A 17853-nucleotide genomic window follows, 5' to 3' on the forward strand; every position below is an offset into this window, starting at 1 on the left:
AGGAGCGTAACGTCGAGGCAAGAGGTGGGTGGCCACCAGGGCGCCTGCCGCGACACCGGAGACGCGCCCCATGCGTACCTACGTCCTGGACACCTCCGTCCTCCTGTCCGACCCCCGCGCCATTCTCCGCTTCGACGAGCACGCGGTGGTGCTGCCGATCGTCGTCATCACCGAGCTGGAGGGCAAGCGGCATGATCCCGAGCTGGGCTACTTCGCCCGCTCGGCACTGCGGCTGCTGGACGCGCTCAGAGCCAGGCACGGCAGACTGGACCGCCCCGTTCCGCTCAATGACGACGGCGGAACCCTGCGAGTTGAGCTCAACGGCACCGATCCCACGGTCCTGCCGGCGGGGATGCGCCTGGGGGACAACGACACGCGCATCCTGTGCGTGGCCGTGTGCCTGGCCGAGGAGGGACAGGACGTCACGGTCATCTCCAAGGACCTGCCGATGCGTATCAAGGCGGCCTCGGTCGGCCTGCACGCCGACGAGTACAAGGCCCAGCTCGCCGTGGACTCCGGCTACACCGGTATGACCTCGCTGTCCGTGACTGCTGAGGAGATGGCCGGGCTGTGGGACGCCGGGGTGCTGGACCTGGAGGGCCTGGCGCAGGGAGAAGGCGGTGCTGAGCTTGCTCGCCAGCCGGTGCACACCGGGGTCGCCGTCACCTCCCCGCGCGGCAGCGCCCTGGCGACGGTGGTCGACGGCGCCCTGCGGCTGGTGCGTCCCGACCGGGAGGTCTTCGGGGTGCGGGGACGCTCGGCCGAGCAGCGGGTGGCGATCGATCACCTGCTCAACCCGCAGATCGGCATCGTCTCCCTCGGGGGCCGCGCCGGAACGGGCAAGTCCGCGCTCGCGCTCGCGGCCGGGATCGACGCCGTGGTCAATCGCCGTGAGCACCGCAAGGTCCTGGTCTTCCGGCCGCTGTACGCGGTGGGCGGTCAGACGCTGGGATTCCTACCGGGCGACGCGACGGAGAAGATGCAGCCGTGGAGTGAGGCGGTCTTCGACACCCTGTCCTCGGTGGTCCCGCAGGAGCGCATTGACCGGATCGTCCAGCTCGACCAGCTGGAGGTCCTGCCGCTGACCCACATCCGAGGGCGGTCCTTCCATGACGCCTTCGTCATCGTTGACGAGGCGCAGTCCCTGGAACGCAACGTCCTGCTCACGGTGCTCTCCCGCGTGGGCCAGAATTCCAAGGTGGTACTCACTCACGACGTCGCCCAGCGTGACAACCTGCGCGTGGGCAGGTGGGACGGTGTGGCCTCGATCGTCGAGTCGCTCAAGGGCAACCCGCTGTTCGCCCACATTGACCTGGTGCGCACCGAGCGCAGCGAGATCGCCGAGCTCGTGACCACGATGCTCGACGACGTGCCGTTGTACTGAAGGCTGTCAAGGAGCCGCCCTTGGTCCCGGGCGGAGCGCTGGCGCTGGTATTACCCTGGTCACACCCTGACTGTCCCTATAGAGGTACCGGCATGTCCGTGTCATGCCCGCAATCGTCGTGCCCGCGCGCCCAGGAAGCCGCTGAGAAGCACGAGTCCTCCCGTTCTCGCGTGACCCTGGCGGCGCGTGCTCTCATGGCGGGTGCCGTGTCCCTCAGCCTTCTTGGGCTGGCCGCGTGTGGCGGCGGTGACGAGACCGTGGCTGAGGACAGCGCCAGTGCGACGGTCGTGGACACGGCTGCGGCCAAGGCTTCCGCCTCAGCTGCCGCGGCTCGAGCCTCGGCCTCGGCTGAGGCCGCCGCCCAGCAGGCTGCGGCGCAGCAAGCTGCCGCCAACACCTACTACCCCAACTGCGCGGCTGCGAGGGCTGCCGGCGCGGCGCCGATCTATCGGGGAGAGCCGGGATACAGCGGCAAGCTGGACCGCGATGGTAGCGGCGTCGCCTGCGAGTAGTCGCGGGTCACGGTGCGGGCGGCCGGACTGAGCGGCCGGCTGCGTACGCTCGCGCTTCGAGCACATCGTTGATACATCAGGAGGGCCCTGCCGGAACACATCCGGCAGGGCCCTCCTGATCAGTTCTGGTTCGCAGCCAGATAAGGCCGATCAGGCCTCAGCGAGCTCGGCGCGGGTGGGTGGGTTGGCCCCGGCCCGCGAGACCGTGATGTCAGCGATGGCAGCCGCGTGGCGCACCACGCGCTCCAGGGTCTCGGCGTCGATAGCGCGCAGCGCCTCACGCTGCCCGGCCCCGACGAGCCCCTCACTCCACAGCCCGTCCTCCAGGCCGCCCATGAAGGAGTCGCCGGCACCCACCGTGTCCGCTACGACGACGCTGGGATCGGCAGGAACCTCGATCCGCACCCCCGAGGCGGACAGCGCCAGGGCACCTCGCTTGCCACGGGTGACAACGACGAGCGCCGCGCCCAGATCGAGCCAGATTTGCAGGACCTTCTCCAGGGCCTCGTCCGAGCTGGAGTCCACGGAGTAGAGCCACTCGATGTCCTCGTTCGAGCACTTGACCAGGTCCGACAGGGAGACCAGGTCCTCGACCGTGCGACGAGCCTGGTCCGGCTCACCCATGAGCTGGGGACGGGCGTTGGGGTCGTAGCAGATGGTGGAGGAGGCCCGATAGGTCTCCAGCGTGCGGCGGACGGTGTCCGTGCCGGGGGCGAGGATCGCAGCGATCGAGCCGGTGTGGACGAGCACGGGCGCCTGGTCGCTGGTCAGCTCGGGGAAGGGCGGGTTCCAGTCCAGGTCAAAGAGGTAGGTGGCAGCGCCGTCGGCCCCGATCGAGGCCTGGGCCGTGGAGGTGCGCTCCGCCTCGTCCGAGCCGGGGGTCAGGCGCACCCCGGAGGCCTCCAGGTGCGCCCGTACGGCGAGTCCGCGCAGGTCCTTGCCGATCCAGCAGTCGAGCTCGGCGTCACGGCCGAGCCGCGCCAGGCCCAGGGCGACGTTGGCCGGCGAGCCGCCCGGGATCTCCTGCGGCTCGGCACCCTCGTTGAGGACGACGTCGACCAGGGCCTCGCCGATAACGAGTGCGGTTCCGCTAGGGCCGGGTGTGACATGGGTGATCATGGGGTGCGTGTCCCTTCGGGTCGCGTGAGGGGGCTAGTGCTTGGTCGTCGGGGCGTTGGTCTCGCGCTGGCTCACGGCGTCCAGGCGACGCCGGGCCTCGTCCAGCCAGGCCTGGCAGCGCGCGGCAAGAGCCTCGCCGCGCTCCCACAGGCTCAGTGCGTCCTCTAGCGGGACCTGGCCCGCCTCAAGGCGCTGGACGACGGTGACAAGCTCCTCGCGGGCCTGCTCGTAGGGCAGGGAGGGGACGTCAGCATTGGCGTCGTCACCGGTAGGCGAGCTGACAGGCGTGAGGCTCATGGGCTGATTCTTACACGTTGGCAGTATGGACGATAGGACGTTAGGGGGAGAGGAGATGGCGGAAAATCTGTTGTCAAAACGTCTTGACGGGGCGCGATGGAGCTACTTACGATCTCGATGTCAAAAAGATTTGACAATGTCCTGAGCGTGGCCCTCCTCCCGAAGGACAATGATGTCGACCTCTCGTAGCGCCTCTTGGCGGGGGTACTCCCTCACTCCTGGCACGTGTGGCCCGGCACTGGCAGCTCTACCTGCTGCTGGCACCCGCCGTCATCTACCTCATCGTCTTCAAGTACTGGCCGATGTACGGCGTCCAGATCGCCTTCCGCAACTACAACCCGATTGACGGCTTCATGGGGAGCGAGTGGGTGGGGCTGGAGCACATCTCCCGTTTTCTGCACTCATTCCAGTTCTCCCGGGTCTTTGTCAACACGATCGCCATCAACGTCCTGGGTCTGGTCTTCGGCTTCCCGGTGCCCATTGTTCTGGCGCTCCTGATCAACCAGCTCGGATCGCGCAGGCTGAAGTCCTTCATCCAGACGGTGCTGTTCTCGCCGGCCTTCATCTCCACGGTGGTCGTGGTCGGCATGCTCTTTGTGCTGCTGTCGCCTCGCTCAGGCCTGGTCAACAACGTCATCTCACTGGCAGGTGGTACCCCGGTCAGCTTCATGAATGAGGAGGGCTGGTTCAGACCGATCTACGTCCTGAGCGATATCTGGCAGAACGCGGGATTCTCGATGATCATCTACCTTGCGGCCTTGGCCGGGATTGATCCCAGTCTCCACGAGGCCGCGCGCGTGGACGGCGCCAACCGCTGGCAGCGGCTGTGGCACATTGACCTGCCCGGGATCCGGCCGGTGATCTCGATCATGCTCATCCTGGCAGTCGGGAACCTGCTCAACATCGGCTTCGAGAAGGCGCTGCTGATGCAGACCGACCTCAACCTCGGCACCTCGCAGATCATCCAGACCTATGTCTACGACGTCGGTCTCAAGAGCGCCCAGTTCTCCTATTCTGCGGCGATCTCGCTGTTCAACTACGTCCTCAACATGATCCTGCTCCTGGTGTTCAACCAGGGTGCCAAGCGCGCGGGTCAGACCAGCCTGTTCTGAGAGTCGAGGTCCACATGAGTTCCGCTACTGCTTCCGCGACGGGCCTGCTCACCTCCACCAGTCCCGCGCGTCGCAACCATCCTGCTGGACGCTTCTGGGAACGCGTCGCCGATCCTCTGTACGCCGCCTTCGTCGTCATCCTGCTGGGAACCGCGGTCATCGCGATCATCTACCCGCTCTACTTCGTCGTCATCGCCTCGATCTCGGACCCCAACCAGATCTACGAGGGCAATGTGTGGCTGTGGCCCAAGGGCATTACCTTTGAGGGGTACGCACGTATGTTCTCCACCTCCACCATCATCCGAGGCTTTGCGAACTCCCTGCTCTACACGGTCGTGGGCGCCACGATCTTGGTGTGCTCGATCCTCGGAGCCGGATACGCCCTGTCCCGCAGGACGCTGCCCTTCCGGCGCACGATCATGGCTGCCTTCATCGTCACGATGTTCTTCGCCGGCGGCATGATCGCCCGGTACCTCGTCGTCAGGGAGCTGGGCATGCTCAACACGATGTGGGCGGTCGTGCTGCCCGGCGCGATCGGGGTGACGAACCTCGTCATCGCTCGCACCTTCTTCTCCACCACGATCCCCGAAGAGCTCCACGAGGCGGCTGAGCTCGATGGTTCCAGCGAACTGCGCTACTTCTTCCAGATCGTCCTGCCGCTGTCCAAGGCACTCATCATGCTTCTGGTTGTTACTCACGCGGTGGCGTACTGGAACCAGTTCTTTGACGCGATGATCTACCTCAATGACGAGACGAAGTACCCCCTTCAGCTCGTCCTGCGCACCATCCTCATCCAGTCCGACGCCTCCGGATCCGGATTGTCGGCCACGGGCATGGACTCCTACGCCGAGTCCCAGCGCATTGCTGAGCTCATGAAGTACGGGATGATCGTGGTATCGACCTTCCCGCTGCTCGCCGCGCTTCCCTTCGCTCACAAGTACTTCGCCCAGGGCGCCATGATCGGCGCCGTCAAGAGCTGAGAGGCAAGACAGATGTCCTTCCTACCCTCGCTGCGTCCAGGCGCCTCAGCCTCGAGGTTGAGTCGTCGTACCGTCCTTCGTGGCGGCGCACTGACAGCCTTGGCCCTGACCCTGGCGGCCTGCTCCGGGAAGAAGACGGACGCCGACTACAGGGTCGAGGAGATCTCGGCCTCGGCTGGGCTGAATGATCCTGGGACGCTACCGATCGTCACCTCGCCTGTCACGGTCACCGCCACGGGCTCACGTGGCGCGCTCTCGGTGCCCTACGACCAGATGAAGCTGCCCCAGCAGTGGGCCGCGGACACAGGGATCGAGGTGAGCCGGTCGATGCTGACCGAGGACGTCTACGCCGAGAAGAAGAACCTTCTGCTCGCCTCCGGGGACCTGCCGGACATCCTGTGGAACACCGGGCTCAGCGACGCCGAGGTCGCGACCTACTCCTCCAACCACACCCTCGTGCCGCTCGACGAGCTGATGGAGGGCAACTGCCCCAACATCCTCGCCCTGTTTGAGGCCCGTCCTGATATCTGCTCGGCGGTGACCAGCGATGACGGCCACATCTACACCCTGCCCAGTGTCGAGGAGCTGGGCCTGGTCCAGTTCCCGAACTTCCTCTACATCAACACCGACTGGCTTGCGAAGGTCGATCGTCAGATGCCGACGACCATCGAGGAGCTCCACGAGGTCCTGCTGGCCTTCAAGAAGGAAGACCCTTCTGGCAGCGGCAGACCGATCCCCCTGTCCTTCGTGCCAGGCTCCTTCTGCGCCAACCCCTGGGACCTCGTCGCGGCCTACGGCGGGCAGGCTGACAACAACGACCATCGCATCGTCATCGATCGCAAGGCCGTGTTCACCGCGGCCAGCGAGGCATGGAAGGAAGGCGTGCGTCAGCTGGCGGCGTGGTACCAGGAGGGGCTGATCGACTCAGAGTCCTTCTCCCAGGACGACACTGCCTACCTGGCCAAGGGCAAGGCGGACACCGAGTCGCTGGGCGCCTTCTACTGGTGGGAGGCGACCGAGTTCGTCGGTGCTGACCGTGAGGGGCACTACGCCCTGTGCCCTGTGCTCAAGGGTGTGGACGGCCAGGCCCGTGCGAGCGTGTCCAACAACCAGGAGATCTCTCGCGGCGCCTTCGCCATGACGCGGACCTGCCGTTACCAGACGGCAGTGATGCGCTGGGTGGACCGGATGTATGACCCGGTGATGTCCGCCCAGAACAACTGGGGCCCCATTGGGGTCACCTTGGAGTACAACTCCGACGGCTTGCTGGACCAGATTCCCGCAGCCGAGGGGGAGTCGGCTGGAGAGCGACGTCAGAAGGTCGCTCCTGGCGGTCCCAAGGCCATCACTGAGGAGGACTTCCGGACCGTCGTGCTTCCTGAGCCCCGTGCGGCACTGCGTCAGCAACAGGTCACCGAGGGCTACCGCGGCCACGCGGCCAATGACGCTTTCCCACCAGTGGTCTTCACCAACGCCGAGCTGGACGACCTGTCCCTCATCGAGGCCGATGTCACCAGCCTGGTCAAACAGCGCTTTGCTCGGTGGGTCGTGGACGGCGGCATCGACAAGGAATGGGAGGACTATCTTGAGGATCTGCGTTCCAGCGGGCTGGAACGGCTGATGGAGATCTACCAGGCCGCCCTCGATCGCTACTACGAGCAGCTTGACGCTCGCTCGTGACACGACCACCCGGCACGCCACGCCCCTGAGAACCGAAGGACACCACCATGAAGCACCCGGCCATCACCCCGCGCCACAGCCTAGAGATCGACCGCGCACAGATGCGTGAGCGCTCGCTGACGGATCCGCTGCGACCGCTGTGGCACATCACTCCTCCCTGGGGCTGGCTCAACGATCCCAACGGCTTGCTCGTCCATCCTGGGCCTGATGGCCAGGACATCCTGCACGTCTTCTACCAGCACAACTCCCACGCACCGGTCCATGAGCTCATCGAGTGGGGTCACCAGTGGAGCGACGACCTCGTCCACTGGCACGACCTGCCCGTCGCCCTCACGCCCGGACCTGCTGGAGCCGACGCACTGGGCTGCTGGTCCGGCGTCATCGTTGAGGATGAGCGCTCCGATGGCCGGCGCGTGCCCACCATGATCTACTCCGGGCACGACGGCGGCCCGACCCAGAACTGCTGCGTGGCGGTAGCCCGCGAGGGCGATCCACTGCTGCGCAGCTGGGACAAGGACGTAGCGAACCCAGTCATCGAGTCCGCGCCGCAGTCGGTGGGAGCGGACCTGCCGGAGATGCGTGACCACACCGTGTGGCGTGAAGCAGGCCGGTGGTACCAGGTCATGGGCTCGGGCCTGCCCGGCCAGGGCAAGGACGGAGCGCAGGGTGGCGCTGCGCTGTGCTTCTCCAGCCCGGACCTGCGCGAGTGGACCTATGAGGGGCCGCTCGCCGTCGGCGACGGTGACGTCAGTGCTACCGGAACTATCTGGGAGTGCCCCGGCCTCATGCGCCTGGAGGGCCCGGACGGTGAGGTGGACGTGCTGACTGTGGCCGCCTGGCACCAGGGCGACACGATGCGCTCGATGTGGATGGTGGGTCAGCGTGAGGGCACCCGGATGACGATTGAGCGCACGGGACGCATGGACCTGGGGGAGAACTACTTCTACGCCCCGCAGTCCCTCCGGCTTCCTGACGGGCGGCGGGTCGTGATCGGCTGGATGCAGCCCAATGGCACGCAGGAACAGCGGGTAGCCGCCGGCTGGGCCGGGTCAATGAACATCCCGCGTGAGGTTGTTCTGGCACAGGACGGCACGGTGCGTTTCTTCCCGATCAGGGAGATCGACTCCTTGCACCTGGGTGAGCCGGTGCGCCTGGAGGGCGAGGAGGTCGACGGCGCGCAGCTGTCCGGCCGCAGCCTTGACCTGCGAATCGCCGGGGTCCTGGGTGAGGCTCCCATCGAGCTTGACCTGCTGGCCTCTCAGGACGGCAGCTGCGCCACACGGATCACGCTGTCTCGTCGCCAGGCGAAAGGGATGAGCGGCCAGGAGGCCTGGACTGGGTGGCTCAGCGTGGATCGCTCGTCCGCGGCTGACGCAGACAGCCCGTGGCGTGGGGAGGACACCCGCCTGCTCCAGGGGCCTGTCCCCCTCGGAAGCGACGGCGTGGTGGAGATGCGTGTGCTGCTGGACCGTTCCAGCCTGGAGGTCTTCGTGGACGGGCAGCCGCTGTCAGTCCGGGTTGGTGCCGACCCAAGCCATGACCAGGTGCGCGTGCGAGCCGCGGGGCTGGAACATGCCACACTCAGGGCATGGCAGATGAGCGAGGCCTACACCAGCGGGCGCCTGGAGGCCTGAGATGACGCGCGTGACGATCAAGGACGTCGCGCGCCAGGCGGGGGTCTCGGTCACCACCGTCTCTCAGGCCCTGAACAACCCTGAGGGCTCACGTGTAGCGGCACAGACTCGTGACGCAGTGCGCAAGGTGGCCGACTCATTGGGCTACCGCGCTAACCCGTCGGCGCGGGCCCTGCGTACTCGGCGCACGGACACAATCGCCCTCATCGGTCAGCATCTGGCGACCACCGAGTTCCTCGGCGGACTGATCGGCGGCGCGCAGCAAGAGGTCCGTCACCACGATGGACTGCTGATCGTGGCGGACACGGCTGACGACATCGACGGCGTGGTCCAGACCCTACGCGACCGTCAGGTTGACGGCATCATCCTCGGTGCCTTCTACCACCAGGAGCTGAGTGTGCCGGTCTCGCTGCTGGGGACTCCGACGGTGCTGGTCAATGCCTTCACCCGTCAGGAGGGGTACTCCTGGGTGACTCCGGATGAGGTGGCGGGGGGACGAGCGGCGGCGGAGGTCCTGCTGGCTGCCGGCCACCGTCAGGTCGCGATGATCGGGAACGTTGACGACATCCCGGCGACCCACGGACGCCGCGAGGGCTTTCTCGCACGCTGCCGGCAGTCTGGGATCGAGCCCCGTTACGTGGCGACCTCGCCTCACGCGGAGGCTACGCAGGCCTTGTCGACTGAGCTGCTGGCCGGACCGGACCGGCCCACCGGCGTCTTCTGCTTCTCGGACGCCATGGCGATCGGCTTCTACTTCGCTGCGGCAGGTCTCGGGCTGCGCATCCCTCAGGACGTGTCGGTGGTCGGCTTCGACGCGATGCGCCTGATCGACACCTCCTTGTTCCCCCATCTGACCTCGGTGGCGCTGCCGCACGCGGAGATGGCGGCCTGGGCCGTGGAGCGGCTCTACGAGCAGCTTGAGGCTCGTGGCGGTGCGGTCGGGACACTGCCATCTCGAGGCGAGCGGATCGTGGGGCGCGTTGTGGAGGGTGAGTCCGTTAGCGCTCCGCCGGCGCTGTAGACGGCGTCGGGCTGGGCTTGGTGGCTCCGACGACCTGGGCCACCATGCGTCCGTGGGCCAGGACGCCCTCAATGAGATCGCCCTTCTTCAGCTCCTCGCTGGAGGTAACGACGCCGACGCCTGGCTTGCGCAGGATCGCGTAGCCCCGGTCGAGCACCCCCTGGGGGGACAGAGCAGTCAGCCGGGCGGTCTCGGCGCGCAGATCGGCACCGGCCAGGTCCAGGGTGGTCAGGAGCGCTCGGCGCAGACGCTCACGGCCCTGGGACAGGTCTGCCTCCTTGTCCCGGACGATGACGGTGGGATCGGTCATGACCGGGCGCTCGCGCACACGATCCAGGCGCGTCTGCTCCTCGGTGACTCTGCGAGCCAGCGCGGTGCGGATACGAGAACGGGCCTGGTCCAGGCCAACGGTCTCCTCCGCCAGATCTGGCACGATGCGGCGTGCGGCGTCGGTGGGGGTCGAGGCGCGGTAGTCGGCGACGTCGTCGAGCAAGGGGCGATCGGTCTCGTGGCCGATCGCGGAGACCAGGGGAGTGCGGCACATGGCGGCGGCACGGACAAGACCCTCATCGCTGAAGGAGAGAAGGTCCTCCACGCTCCCGCCGCCGCGGGCGACCACGATGACGTCGACCTCCGGGCGGGCGTCCAGCTCCGCGATCGCCGCGCCCACCTGGCTGACGGCATGGACGCCCTGGACGGCAACCTCACGCACCTCGAAAGGCAGACCCGGCCAACGCAGGCGCGCGTTGGTGATGACGTCGTCACGCGCCTTGGCGTCCCGTCCGCACACCAGCCCGACCACGCGGGGCAGGAAGGGAAGAGGACGCTTGCGCTCGGGGGCAAAGAGTCCTTCAGCGGCCAGCACGCGTCGCAGCTGCTCGATGCGCGCCAGCAGGTCGCCGGTGCCGACGAGGCGGATCTGGTCAACCTGGAGCTGGAAGGAGCCGGAGCGGGTCCAGAAGGTCGGGCGGCCGTGGACGACCACCCGCATGCCGTCGCTGAGCTCGGTGCCCATGGCCTGCTCGCTGGCCACGAGGTCGCGGCGGTACATCGAGGCGCGCAGTGAGATCTCTGCGGACAGGTCCCGCAGCGTCAGGAAGGACATGCCGGCACGTCGGTTGAGCTGAACGACCTGTGCCTCCACCCACACCGGTGTCATCTTGGCGACGTACTGGTCAATCTTGGTGGACAGCAGCGCCAGGGGCCATGGGTTGTCAGCCGTGGTCTCGCGTGCGAGCCGGGCGGGCACGCGTGCCGTGGCCGGGTTGGCTCGTTGGGCGTCTGCCCGAGCCTGCTGGAGAGGGGAGGGCTGGTCTGTCACGTGTACCACTGTGCCACGTGATCTCTGGGAGCCAAGACTCCGCTGTGGCACAGTGGGGGACGTGACGACACCAACGCAGACCATGACTGAGCCGGTCCAGGACGTCGCTGAGCCGGCACAGGCCCACGGCGAGGGCAAGCGCATCCTGTTGGCGGCCCCGCGCGGGTACTGCGCAGGCGTGGACCGGGCCGTGGACGCCGTCGAGCAGGCGCTGGCGCACTACGGCACGCCGATCTACGTGCGCAAGGAGATCGTGCACAACAAGTACGTGGTCGAGGCGCTGTCCCAGAGAGGTGCGGTCTTCGTTTCCGAGACGGACGAGGTTCCCGAGGGTGCGCGCGTGGTCTTCTCGGCTCACGGGGTCTCCCCGGCGGTCCATGTCCAGGCCGAGGCTCGTCACCTGCAGACCATTGACGCCACCTGCCCGCTGGTGACCAAGGTGCACAAGCAGGCGGTGCGCTTCGCCCATGACGACTACGACATCATCCTCGTCGGGCACACCGGCCACGAGGAGGTCGAGGGCACCCAGGGAGAGGCTCCTGAGCACATCCAGGTGGTCAACGGCCCCCACGAGGTGGACCAGGTGCAGGTCCGTGATCCGCAGAAGGTGGTGTGGATCAGCCAGACCACGCTCAGCGTGGACGAGACGATGGAGACTGTCCGTCTTCTGCGTGAGCGCTTCCCGCAGATGATCGATCCCCCGAGCGACGACATCTGCTACGCCACTCAGAACCGTCAGGTGGCGGTCAAGACGATCGCGCCGCAGGTTGACGTCATGATCGTGGTGGGCTCCGGCAACTCCTCGAACTCGGTGCGGCTGAAGGAAGTGGCCCTGGAAGCGGGTGCCCCGGCTGCCTACCGGGTGGACTACGCCAGCGAGATCGACCCGGTCTGGCTGGAGGGTGCACAGACCGTGGGCCTGACCAGCGGGGCGAGCGTGCCGGAGATCCTGGTGCGTGACGTGGTCTCACGCCTGGGTGAGCTCGGGTTTGACGACGTTGAGCAGGTGCGTACGGCGACGGAGAAGATCGCCTTCTCTCTGCCCAAGAACCTGCGCGCGGACCTGAAGGCGGCGGCCGGGCAGGCGCCCGAGCGGCACGGGCGCCGTGAGCCCGCAGCAGACCACACCTGCTGACGCCGTCATCTGCTGCGCTGACCACCCTGGCGGCGCCAGGGCCAGCGTGAGAGCGATGGCGGTGGCCAGGACCGTTAGTCATCGCTCTCACCCCGGCCGTGGGTCCCTGACTCCACGGTGAGCTCCGGGGTAGCGAAGGAGCGCACCTGGGCGTCGTCAGGGCAGATGCTCCGCGGTGACGGTACTGACGAAGCCAGGGTCTCGAAGGACCGGGCCGTGACCAGCAGGCGCGACTCCATCGAGGCCACCGTGCGGTTGTAGGCCGAGACGCTGCGGGTCAGGGCACCACCCAGGGCATCGAGGTGGCCAGCCACCGTCCCCAGGCGTTCGTACAAGGTGCGTCCGAGCTCTAGGAGCTCGCGGGCGTCCTCATTGACAGCCGTCCTCGCCCAGGCCGTGGCGCACACGCGCAGCAGAGAGAGCAAGGAGGCCGGTGAGGTCAGCGCTACCCCCTGCTCCAGGGCATGGTCCATGAGCGTGGGGTCGGCATCCAGAGCGGCTGCCAGCACAGGCTCGGCAGGGACAAAGAGGACCACGAGCTCGGGGGAGGACCCCAGGGCGCGGTCGTACCGGCGCGCTGCGAGCTGGTCCACGTGGGAGCGCAGTGCCTTGGCATGCTCCTTCATGAGCGTGCGGCGCTCGGTGTCCGCGCTGGCCGGCTCGCCCTCCACGCCGCAGGCTCGTAGGTAAGCATCCATCGGAGCCTTAGAGTCCAGCGCCAGGTAGCCACCACCAGGCAGGTGGATGACGACGTCAGGCCGCGACGCCGTCGTCCCAGAGGAGGCCGTGGCACTGGAGCGTGAGGCAAGCACGGAGCCGACCGAGCGCTGCTCGCTGAAGTCGACATGCGGCATCATTCCACTGATCTCCAGCACACGGGCCAGCTCCACCTCACCCCACAGCCCACGGCTGGAGCGCGAGCGCAGGGCTGAGGCCAGGGACGACGTCGTCACGAGGAGCTCGCGCTCGGCCTGGGCACGGGCGCGCAGCTGCTCAGCCAGCGAGGCGTGCTGCCCGGCACGCTGGCGCTCCATCTGCTCGACCCGTGCCCCGACCTGCTCCAGCTGGCTGCGCACCGGTGCCAGGGCCCGCAGGACTGATCCGTCCCGGTCCGCCCGCTCCTCCGCCAGCTGGGCTCGCGCGGACAGCTCCTCGGCGCGAGCCCGCCACTGCGCGGCCTCGGTCTGTGCCCGCGCGGCACCGTCACGACCGGAGGCCCGGGCTGAGGCGTAGCGGGCCACGGCCACGGCGTATCCGAGGACGGTGCCAGCCAGGAGACTAACGACCAACAGCAGGACGGTGGAGATGGACGTGCTCATGGCCCTACCGTGCCATCGGCCACCGACACAAACTCCTGCGCTCTCCTTCGCCAGGACGACCTCGCACCCTGCAACGTCCTCCGCCCAGGGGTAGGCAGGGTATGGCGCCACTGTCTACAGTCCAGGGTATGCGAGAGACACTGATCACGACGCTGGCCGGAGAACCCCGTGCCCTGGCGCCTCAGGCGCTCACGCACGTCTCCTTGGTCTCCACGTCCCTGGTCCACACGGTGTTCCTGGCGGCCGTGGTGGCCGTGGTCCTGACGGGTGTCCTGGTGGCTGTGCGGGTGCGGCCGGGGCAGCGGCGTGCCCCGCGTGCGCTGTTGGTCTCCACCGTGGCCGCGCTCGTGCTCAGCCAGGTCCTGGTGCTGGCGGCCGTGGGCCTGAGGGTCAACGCCTCCCTGGGATTCGTCCAGACCGTAGGAGACCTGGCCGCAGTCGCCTCGTCCCGGGACTCCCAGACCGAGGCGCAGCTGGCGCCCGTCGGTGCTGCGAGCGCGCAAGACGGCCCCACCCAGCCCCCGGCAGAGTTCACCCCGGCGCAGGACGGATTCGTCAAGGCGAGCGTCACCGGGGCGCGCAGCGGCGTCACCCAGGAGGTCTGGGTCTGGACGCCGCAGGGGTACTCGACCACGGACCAGCGCTCCTACCCGGTCATCGTCTTCCTCTACGGCGACCCGGGAAGCGCCTCGGGGACGGTCGATACCCTCAAGGCCAGTCAGGCCATGCAGGCCGCGATCGACTCAGGCGCGCTGCCCCCGGCCATCTTCGTCATCCCTGACCTCAACGCCGATGAGCAGCAGAAGTCCAGTCCTGACTGCGCCGACATCGTTGGTCACGCCAAGATCGGCACCTGGATCCAGGACGACGTTCCTGCGGTGGTGCGTGCCAGCTTCCCGAACGTGAGCAAGGACCGTCACCAGTGGGCGCTGGCGGGGCTGTCCTCAGGCGGGTACTGCGCAGGGTGGACGGCGATCATGCGCTCGGACGTCTACAGCTCGGCGATCATGATGAGCGGCTATGACGTGCCGGTGCTCGGAGGAATGAGCACCTCGGCCGAGCTGCGCCGTGAGAACACGCTGTCCACGCTCATCACTCATCACGCCCACCAGCCCCTGGACCTGTGGGTCCTGGGCGCGCAGGATGACCACGACTCGGCGGAGGTCGCGCGCAACCTGCGTGAGACGGCGCCGTCGAGCGACTCGGTTGAGATCACCACGCCCTCCAGCGGCGGGCACTCGTGGACCCTGTGGTCCTCCCACCTCCCGCAGGCACTGACCTGGTGGGGGCAGAAGATGGGGTGGCGTCGGCCTCCTCCGCAGCGGGACCGGCCGACTCGGTTACCCCGGATACGGGCCGTGGAGGGCTGGCGCGCCTCGCGGACACCGTCCTGCCAGTGGACGCGGTGTGGACGATCGCCCTGGCATGGGTGGCGGCACTGGCGGTCTCAGTGCTTGCCGTGTGCCGCCGTCGTGCGAGCCGGTGGTCCGCACCTGGCCGCCTGTCACGGGGAGGTCAGGACAGGCCGACGGCGCAGCGCGGGCAGAGCAGCGGGGCCGGGCCGATCCGGGGTGCCGTGCGGTTCCTGGCGAGCACGGTGGTACGGACGGCGCTGGTGGGCCTGGCCTGTGTGCTCACGACCGTCGCGGTCGGTCTGCTGGCCAACCACGTGGGGGAGTTCTACTCCACCTGGGGGGACGCGACGGCGGACATGAGCCACGCGCTGGGGCTGGGACGGGTGCTGGCCAGGCTGCTGAGCGGCGGTGGGCTGTTCAGCTGAGGCGGACGGTCCGGCTGAGGCGGACGGCCCGGCCGCCCGGTGGAGATGACAGACGGTGCCAGCTGTGGGCCGTCGTCGTCATGGGGCGGTCAGGCCCGAGCCTGACCTAGACTCTGCCCCGTGGCTCTTACCATCGGAATCGTCGGGCTGCCCAACGTCGGCAAGTCCACCCTGTTCAACGCCCTGACGCGGGCGACCGTCCTCGCGGCGAACTACCCCTTCGCCACGATCGAGCCGAACGTGGGCATCGTCCCGCTGCCGGACGAGCGCCTGGACCGCCTGGCTGAGATGTTCCACTCGGTCAAGACCGTGCCGGCGACGGTGTCCTTTGTGGACATCGCCGGCATCGTGCGCGGTGCGAGCGAGGGCGAGGGGCTAGGAAACCAGTTCCTGGCCAACATCCGCGAGGCTGACGCCATCTGCATGGTCACCCGTGCCTTTGACGATCCGGACGTGGTCCACGTGGACGGCAAGGTGGAGCCGGCCAGCGACATCGAGACCATCGCCACTGAGCTGGTGCTGGCCGACATCCAGACCCTGGAGAAGGCGATCCCGCGCCTGGAGAAGGAAGTGCGCGGGAAGAAGACCGATGCTTCCGTGCTGGACACCGCCCAGGCGGCGTTGAAGATCCTGGAGGAGGGCACGCTGCTGTCCGCCGCGGCTGAGAAGGCGGGGCTGGACGCCGAGGCGCTGCGCTCCTTCCAGCTCATGACCACCAAGCCCTTCATCTACGTGTTCAACATGGATGACGAGGGCATGCACGACGAGGCCAAGCAGGCCCAGCTGCGCGAGCTGGTGGCTCCGGCCGAGGCCATCTTCCTTGACGCCCAGTTTGAGGCCGAACTCGTGGAGCTTGAGCCCGACGAGGCCGCGGAGATGCTGCACGACAACGGCCAGGAGGAGTCCGGTCTGGACAAGCTGGCGCGCGTCGGCTTCGACACGCTGGGGCTGCAGACCTACCTGACCGCCGGCGAGAAGGAGTCGCGGGCCTGGACGATCCACAAGGGGTGGACGGCTCCTCAAGCGGCTGGTGTCATCCACACCGACTTCGAGCGGGGCTTCATCAAGGCCGAGATCATCTCCTTCGACGAGCTCATGGAGCTGGGGTCGATCGCGGAAGCTCGTGCCCACGGCAAGATGCGCATGGAGGGCAAGGACTACGTCATGCAGGACGGGGACGTGGTCGAATTCCGCACAGGGCTTACGTCTAAGAAGTAAACTGGAGGTATGAACTAGACCTCCTCTCAGCCAGTCCGCGCAGCCATCTATCTCCGTATCTCACTCGACAGAGAGATGGACGGGCTCGCTATCGAGCGCCAGCGTGAAGACTGCGAGAACCTCGCACGGTTTCGCCACTGGGAGGTCGTGGAGACCTATGTTGATCAGTCGATCTCGGCTTCAGACAAGACGAAGAAACGTCCTGCCTACCTACAGATGGTTGCCGACTACGAGGCCGGTCTCCTGGACGCTATCGTCTGCTATGACCTCGACCGGCTCACCCGCCAACCTCGGGAGCTGGAGGACTGGATCGACAGAGCGGAGTCGCGAGGACTACTCCTCGTAACCGCGAACGGAGACGCGGACCTCAGCACAGACGGCGGGCGCATGTATGCCCGTATCAAGGCCGCTGTGGCTCGTGCTGAGGTGGAGCGCAAGGGTGCTCGGCAGTCCCGTGCCCACGTCCAGCGAGCCCGGCAAGGTAGACCTCCCAAGGGTGTCAGACCCCTGGGATACTCCACCTCTGGTCAGATCATCCCTCACGAGGCCGAGGGAGTCAGAGCCATATACGCCGCGTTCCTGCGCGGAGACTCGCTCCAAGGCATCGCACGCGCTCTGAGTGGCACGCAGATGGACGGTGAGGGTCTGGGAGTGCCACACCTGCCACTTCACAGCCGGACAGTCGTCCTCGAGCGCAACGCACGGCGCGAGGTCGAGGGCAAGGTACCGCGCCCTGTGCCTGAGGATCGCCCGTGGAGTGCGTCAACGGTGCTCGGCATTCTGAGAAACCCACGCTATGCCGGGTACTCGGTCTACACCTCAAAAGACGTTCGTCGGCAGGAGACTGGGGAGTCTCGGCGTAAAGCCCTGCGTGACAACCTCGTCAAAGATGAGAACGGCGAGCTCGTCCTCGGGCAGTGGGAGGCGATTGTCGAAACAGACCAGTGGTGGACGGTTCAGAACTTCCTCGACGACCCCGCCCGCGTGACGAACCGGAGCGGCTCGACCGTCAGGAAACACCTCGGAGCAGGGCTCTATCGGTGTGAAGTGTGTGGGGAACCGGTGCGGACTCGGGCTCGTTACTACTCGTGCAAGGCTGGGCATCTCAACAGAACCCGAAGTGCTATCGATGACTTTGTTCGGGCTCTCGTTGTGGAACGACTCAAGAGGAAAGACCTCAGGCGACGCAAGAAACAAGCAGACCCTGAGATTAAGGGGCTCTTCACGAACGAGGGTGTAGCGCGGGTCTAAACCCTCCGGCTTCGAGCAGCGACCGAGCGATGTAGTGGGTGAGGTTGCGGAAGCCGAGGGCGGAGCCGCGGAGGTGTTCGAGTCGCCCGT

General features: G+C 67.2%; 15 protein-coding genes. 11 read left to right on the forward strand and 4 right to left on the reverse strand.

Annotated elements, in window-relative coordinates; all coding sequences use genetic code 11:
- The first annotated feature begins 70 nt into the window (after positions 1 to 70).
- Together CYJ26_RS09670 and CYJ26_RS09675 are read left to right on the forward strand one after the other, a co-directional pair.
- Positions 71 to 1384, forward strand: a complete 1314-nt coding sequence (locus CYJ26_RS09670) for a PhoH family protein (protein WP_006548891.1) — start codon at positions 71 to 73, stop codon at positions 1382 to 1384.
- Positions 1385 to 1476: 92 nt separating this feature from the next.
- Positions 1477 to 1896, forward strand: coding sequence for an excalibur calcium-binding domain-containing protein (locus CYJ26_RS09675; RefSeq protein WP_101638335.1), 420 nt, complete (start codon positions 1477 to 1479; stop codon positions 1894 to 1896).
- Positions 1897 to 2046: 150 nt separating this feature from the next.
- Here the strand turns inward: CYJ26_RS09675 and CYJ26_RS09680 are convergent, their stop codons facing one another.
- Together CYJ26_RS09680 and CYJ26_RS09685 are read right to left on the reverse strand one after the other, a co-directional pair.
- A complete protein-coding gene (locus CYJ26_RS09680; RefSeq protein WP_048679331.1) occupies positions 2047 to 3015 on the reverse strand; it encodes a carbohydrate kinase family protein in 969 nt (322 codons plus the stop codon).
- Between the two features lie 33 nt (positions 3016 to 3048).
- Positions 3049 to 3312: an exodeoxyribonuclease VII small subunit gene (locus CYJ26_RS09685; protein WP_006548894.1), complete on the reverse strand. Its 264-nt coding sequence runs from the start codon at positions 3310 to 3312 to the stop codon at positions 3049 to 3051.
- Between the two features lie 227 nt (positions 3313 to 3539).
- On the opposite strand from CYJ26_RS09685, the gene CYJ26_RS09690 reads away from it, so the two are divergent.
- The 5 genes from CYJ26_RS09690 to CYJ26_RS09710 are packed head-to-tail and all read left to right on the forward strand — an operon-like array spanning position 3540 to position 9739.
- Positions 3540 to 4424, forward strand: a complete 885-nt coding sequence (locus CYJ26_RS09690; protein WP_034236225.1) for an ABC transporter permease — start codon at positions 3540 to 3542, stop codon at positions 4422 to 4424.
- Positions 4425 to 4438: 14 nt separating this feature from the next.
- Positions 4439 to 5404, forward strand: a complete 966-nt coding sequence (locus tag CYJ26_RS09695; protein ID WP_101638336.1) for a carbohydrate ABC transporter permease — start codon at positions 4439 to 4441, stop codon at positions 5402 to 5404.
- A gap of 57 nt (positions 5405 to 5461) precedes the next feature.
- The gene (locus tag CYJ26_RS09700) at positions 5462 to 7084 is read left to right on the forward strand and encodes a type 2 periplasmic-binding domain-containing protein (protein ID WP_244902066.1); all 1623 of its coding nucleotides are present in this window, start codon (positions 5462 to 5464) and stop codon (positions 7082 to 7084) included.
- Positions 7085 to 7131: 47 nt separating this feature from the next.
- On the forward strand, positions 7132 to 8718 hold the full coding sequence (locus tag CYJ26_RS09705; protein ID WP_101638337.1) for a glycoside hydrolase family 32 protein: 1587 nt from the start codon (positions 7132 to 7134) through the stop codon (positions 8716 to 8718).
- Between the two features lies 1 nt (position 8719).
- Positions 8720 to 9739, forward strand: a complete 1020-nt coding sequence (locus CYJ26_RS09710; protein WP_006548899.1) for a LacI family DNA-binding transcriptional regulator — start codon at positions 8720 to 8722, stop codon at positions 9737 to 9739.
- Here CYJ26_RS09710 and xseA read toward each other — a convergent pair.
- Positions 9717 to 11069: an exodeoxyribonuclease VII large subunit gene (gene xseA / locus CYJ26_RS09715; protein ID WP_374044898.1), complete on the reverse strand. Its 1353-nt coding sequence runs from the start codon at positions 11067 to 11069 to the stop codon at positions 9717 to 9719. The two genes, CYJ26_RS09710 and xseA, sit on opposite strands and share 23 nt — an antisense overlap.
- A 73-nt stretch (positions 11070 to 11142) precedes the next feature.
- Here xseA and CYJ26_RS09720 point away from each other — a divergent pair, with 73 nt between their 5' ends.
- Complete coding sequence (locus CYJ26_RS09720) at positions 11143 to 12195, forward strand: 4-hydroxy-3-methylbut-2-enyl diphosphate reductase (RefSeq protein ID WP_006548901.1); 1053 nt, start codon at positions 11143 to 11145, stop codon at positions 12193 to 12195.
- A 74-nt stretch (positions 12196 to 12269) separates the two neighbouring features.
- On the opposite strand, the gene CYJ26_RS09725 is transcribed toward CYJ26_RS09720, so the two are convergent.
- Positions 12270 to 13514, reverse strand: a complete 1245-nt coding sequence (locus tag CYJ26_RS09725; RefSeq protein ID WP_006548902.1) for a DNA recombination protein RmuC — start codon at positions 13512 to 13514, stop codon at positions 12270 to 12272.
- 128 nt (positions 13515 to 13642) lie between these two features.
- On the opposite strand from CYJ26_RS09725, the gene CYJ26_RS09730 reads away from it, so the two are divergent.
- The 3 genes from CYJ26_RS09730 (at position 13643) to CYJ26_RS09740 (ending at position 17763) form a co-directional block, all read left to right on the forward strand.
- Positions 13643 to 15229 carry an alpha/beta hydrolase gene (locus tag CYJ26_RS09730; RefSeq protein ID WP_101638338.1) on the forward strand — a complete coding sequence of 529 codons (1587 nt, stop codon included), beginning with the start codon at positions 13643 to 13645 and terminating at the stop codon, positions 15227 to 15229.
- Positions 15230 to 15414: 185 nt separating this feature from the next.
- Positions 15415 to 16512 carry a redox-regulated ATPase YchF gene (gene ychF / locus CYJ26_RS09735; protein WP_006548904.1) on the forward strand — a complete coding sequence of 366 codons (1098 nt, stop codon included), beginning with the start codon at positions 15415 to 15417 and terminating at the stop codon, positions 16510 to 16512.
- A 45-nt stretch (positions 16513 to 16557) separates the two neighbouring features.
- Positions 16558 to 17763 carry a recombinase family protein gene (locus tag CYJ26_RS09740; RefSeq protein WP_275043055.1) on the forward strand — a complete coding sequence of 402 codons (1206 nt, stop codon included), beginning with the start codon at positions 16558 to 16560 and terminating at the stop codon, positions 17761 to 17763.
- The last annotated feature ends 90 nt before the right edge of the window (positions 17764 to 17853 follow it).

Source organism: Actinomyces urogenitalis, from assembly GCF_002861525.1.
GTDB lineage: Bacteria > Actinomycetota > Actinomycetes > Actinomycetales > Actinomycetaceae > Actinomyces > Actinomyces urogenitalis.

Bases quoted from the DNA above. Each gene is read 5' to 3' on its own strand.
- CYJ26_RS09670 (WP_006548891.1), top strand. From the start codon at position 71: ATGCGTACCTACGTCCTGGACACCTCCGTCCTCCTGTCCGACCCCCGC.
- CYJ26_RS09675 (WP_101638335.1), top strand. From the start codon at position 1,477: ATGTCCGTGTCATGCCCGCAATCGTCGTGCCCGCGCGCCCAGGAAGCC.
- CYJ26_RS09680 (WP_048679331.1), bottom strand. From the start codon at position 3,015: ATGATCACCCATGTCACACCCGGCCCTAGCGGAACCGCACTCGTTATC.
- CYJ26_RS09685 (WP_006548894.1), bottom strand. From the start codon at position 3,312: ATGAGCCTCACGCCTGTCAGCTCGCCTACCGGTGACGACGCCAATGCT.
- CYJ26_RS09695 (WP_101638336.1), top strand. From the start codon at position 4,439: ATGAGTTCCGCTACTGCTTCCGCGACGGGCCTGCTCACCTCCACCAGT.
- CYJ26_RS09705 (WP_101638337.1), top strand. From the start codon at position 7,132: ATGAAGCACCCGGCCATCACCCCGCGCCACAGCCTAGAGATCGACCGC.
- CYJ26_RS09710 (WP_006548899.1), top strand. From the start codon at position 8,720: ATGACGCGCGTGACGATCAAGGACGTCGCGCGCCAGGCGGGGGTCTCG.
- CYJ26_RS09720 (WP_006548901.1), top strand. From the start codon at position 11,143: ATGACTGAGCCGGTCCAGGACGTCGCTGAGCCGGCACAGGCCCACGGC.
- CYJ26_RS09725 (WP_006548902.1), bottom strand. From the start codon at position 13,514: ATGAGCACGTCCATCTCCACCGTCCTGCTGTTGGTCGTTAGTCTCCTG.
- CYJ26_RS09730 (WP_101638338.1), top strand. From the start codon at position 13,643: ATGCGAGAGACACTGATCACGACGCTGGCCGGAGAACCCCGTGCCCTG.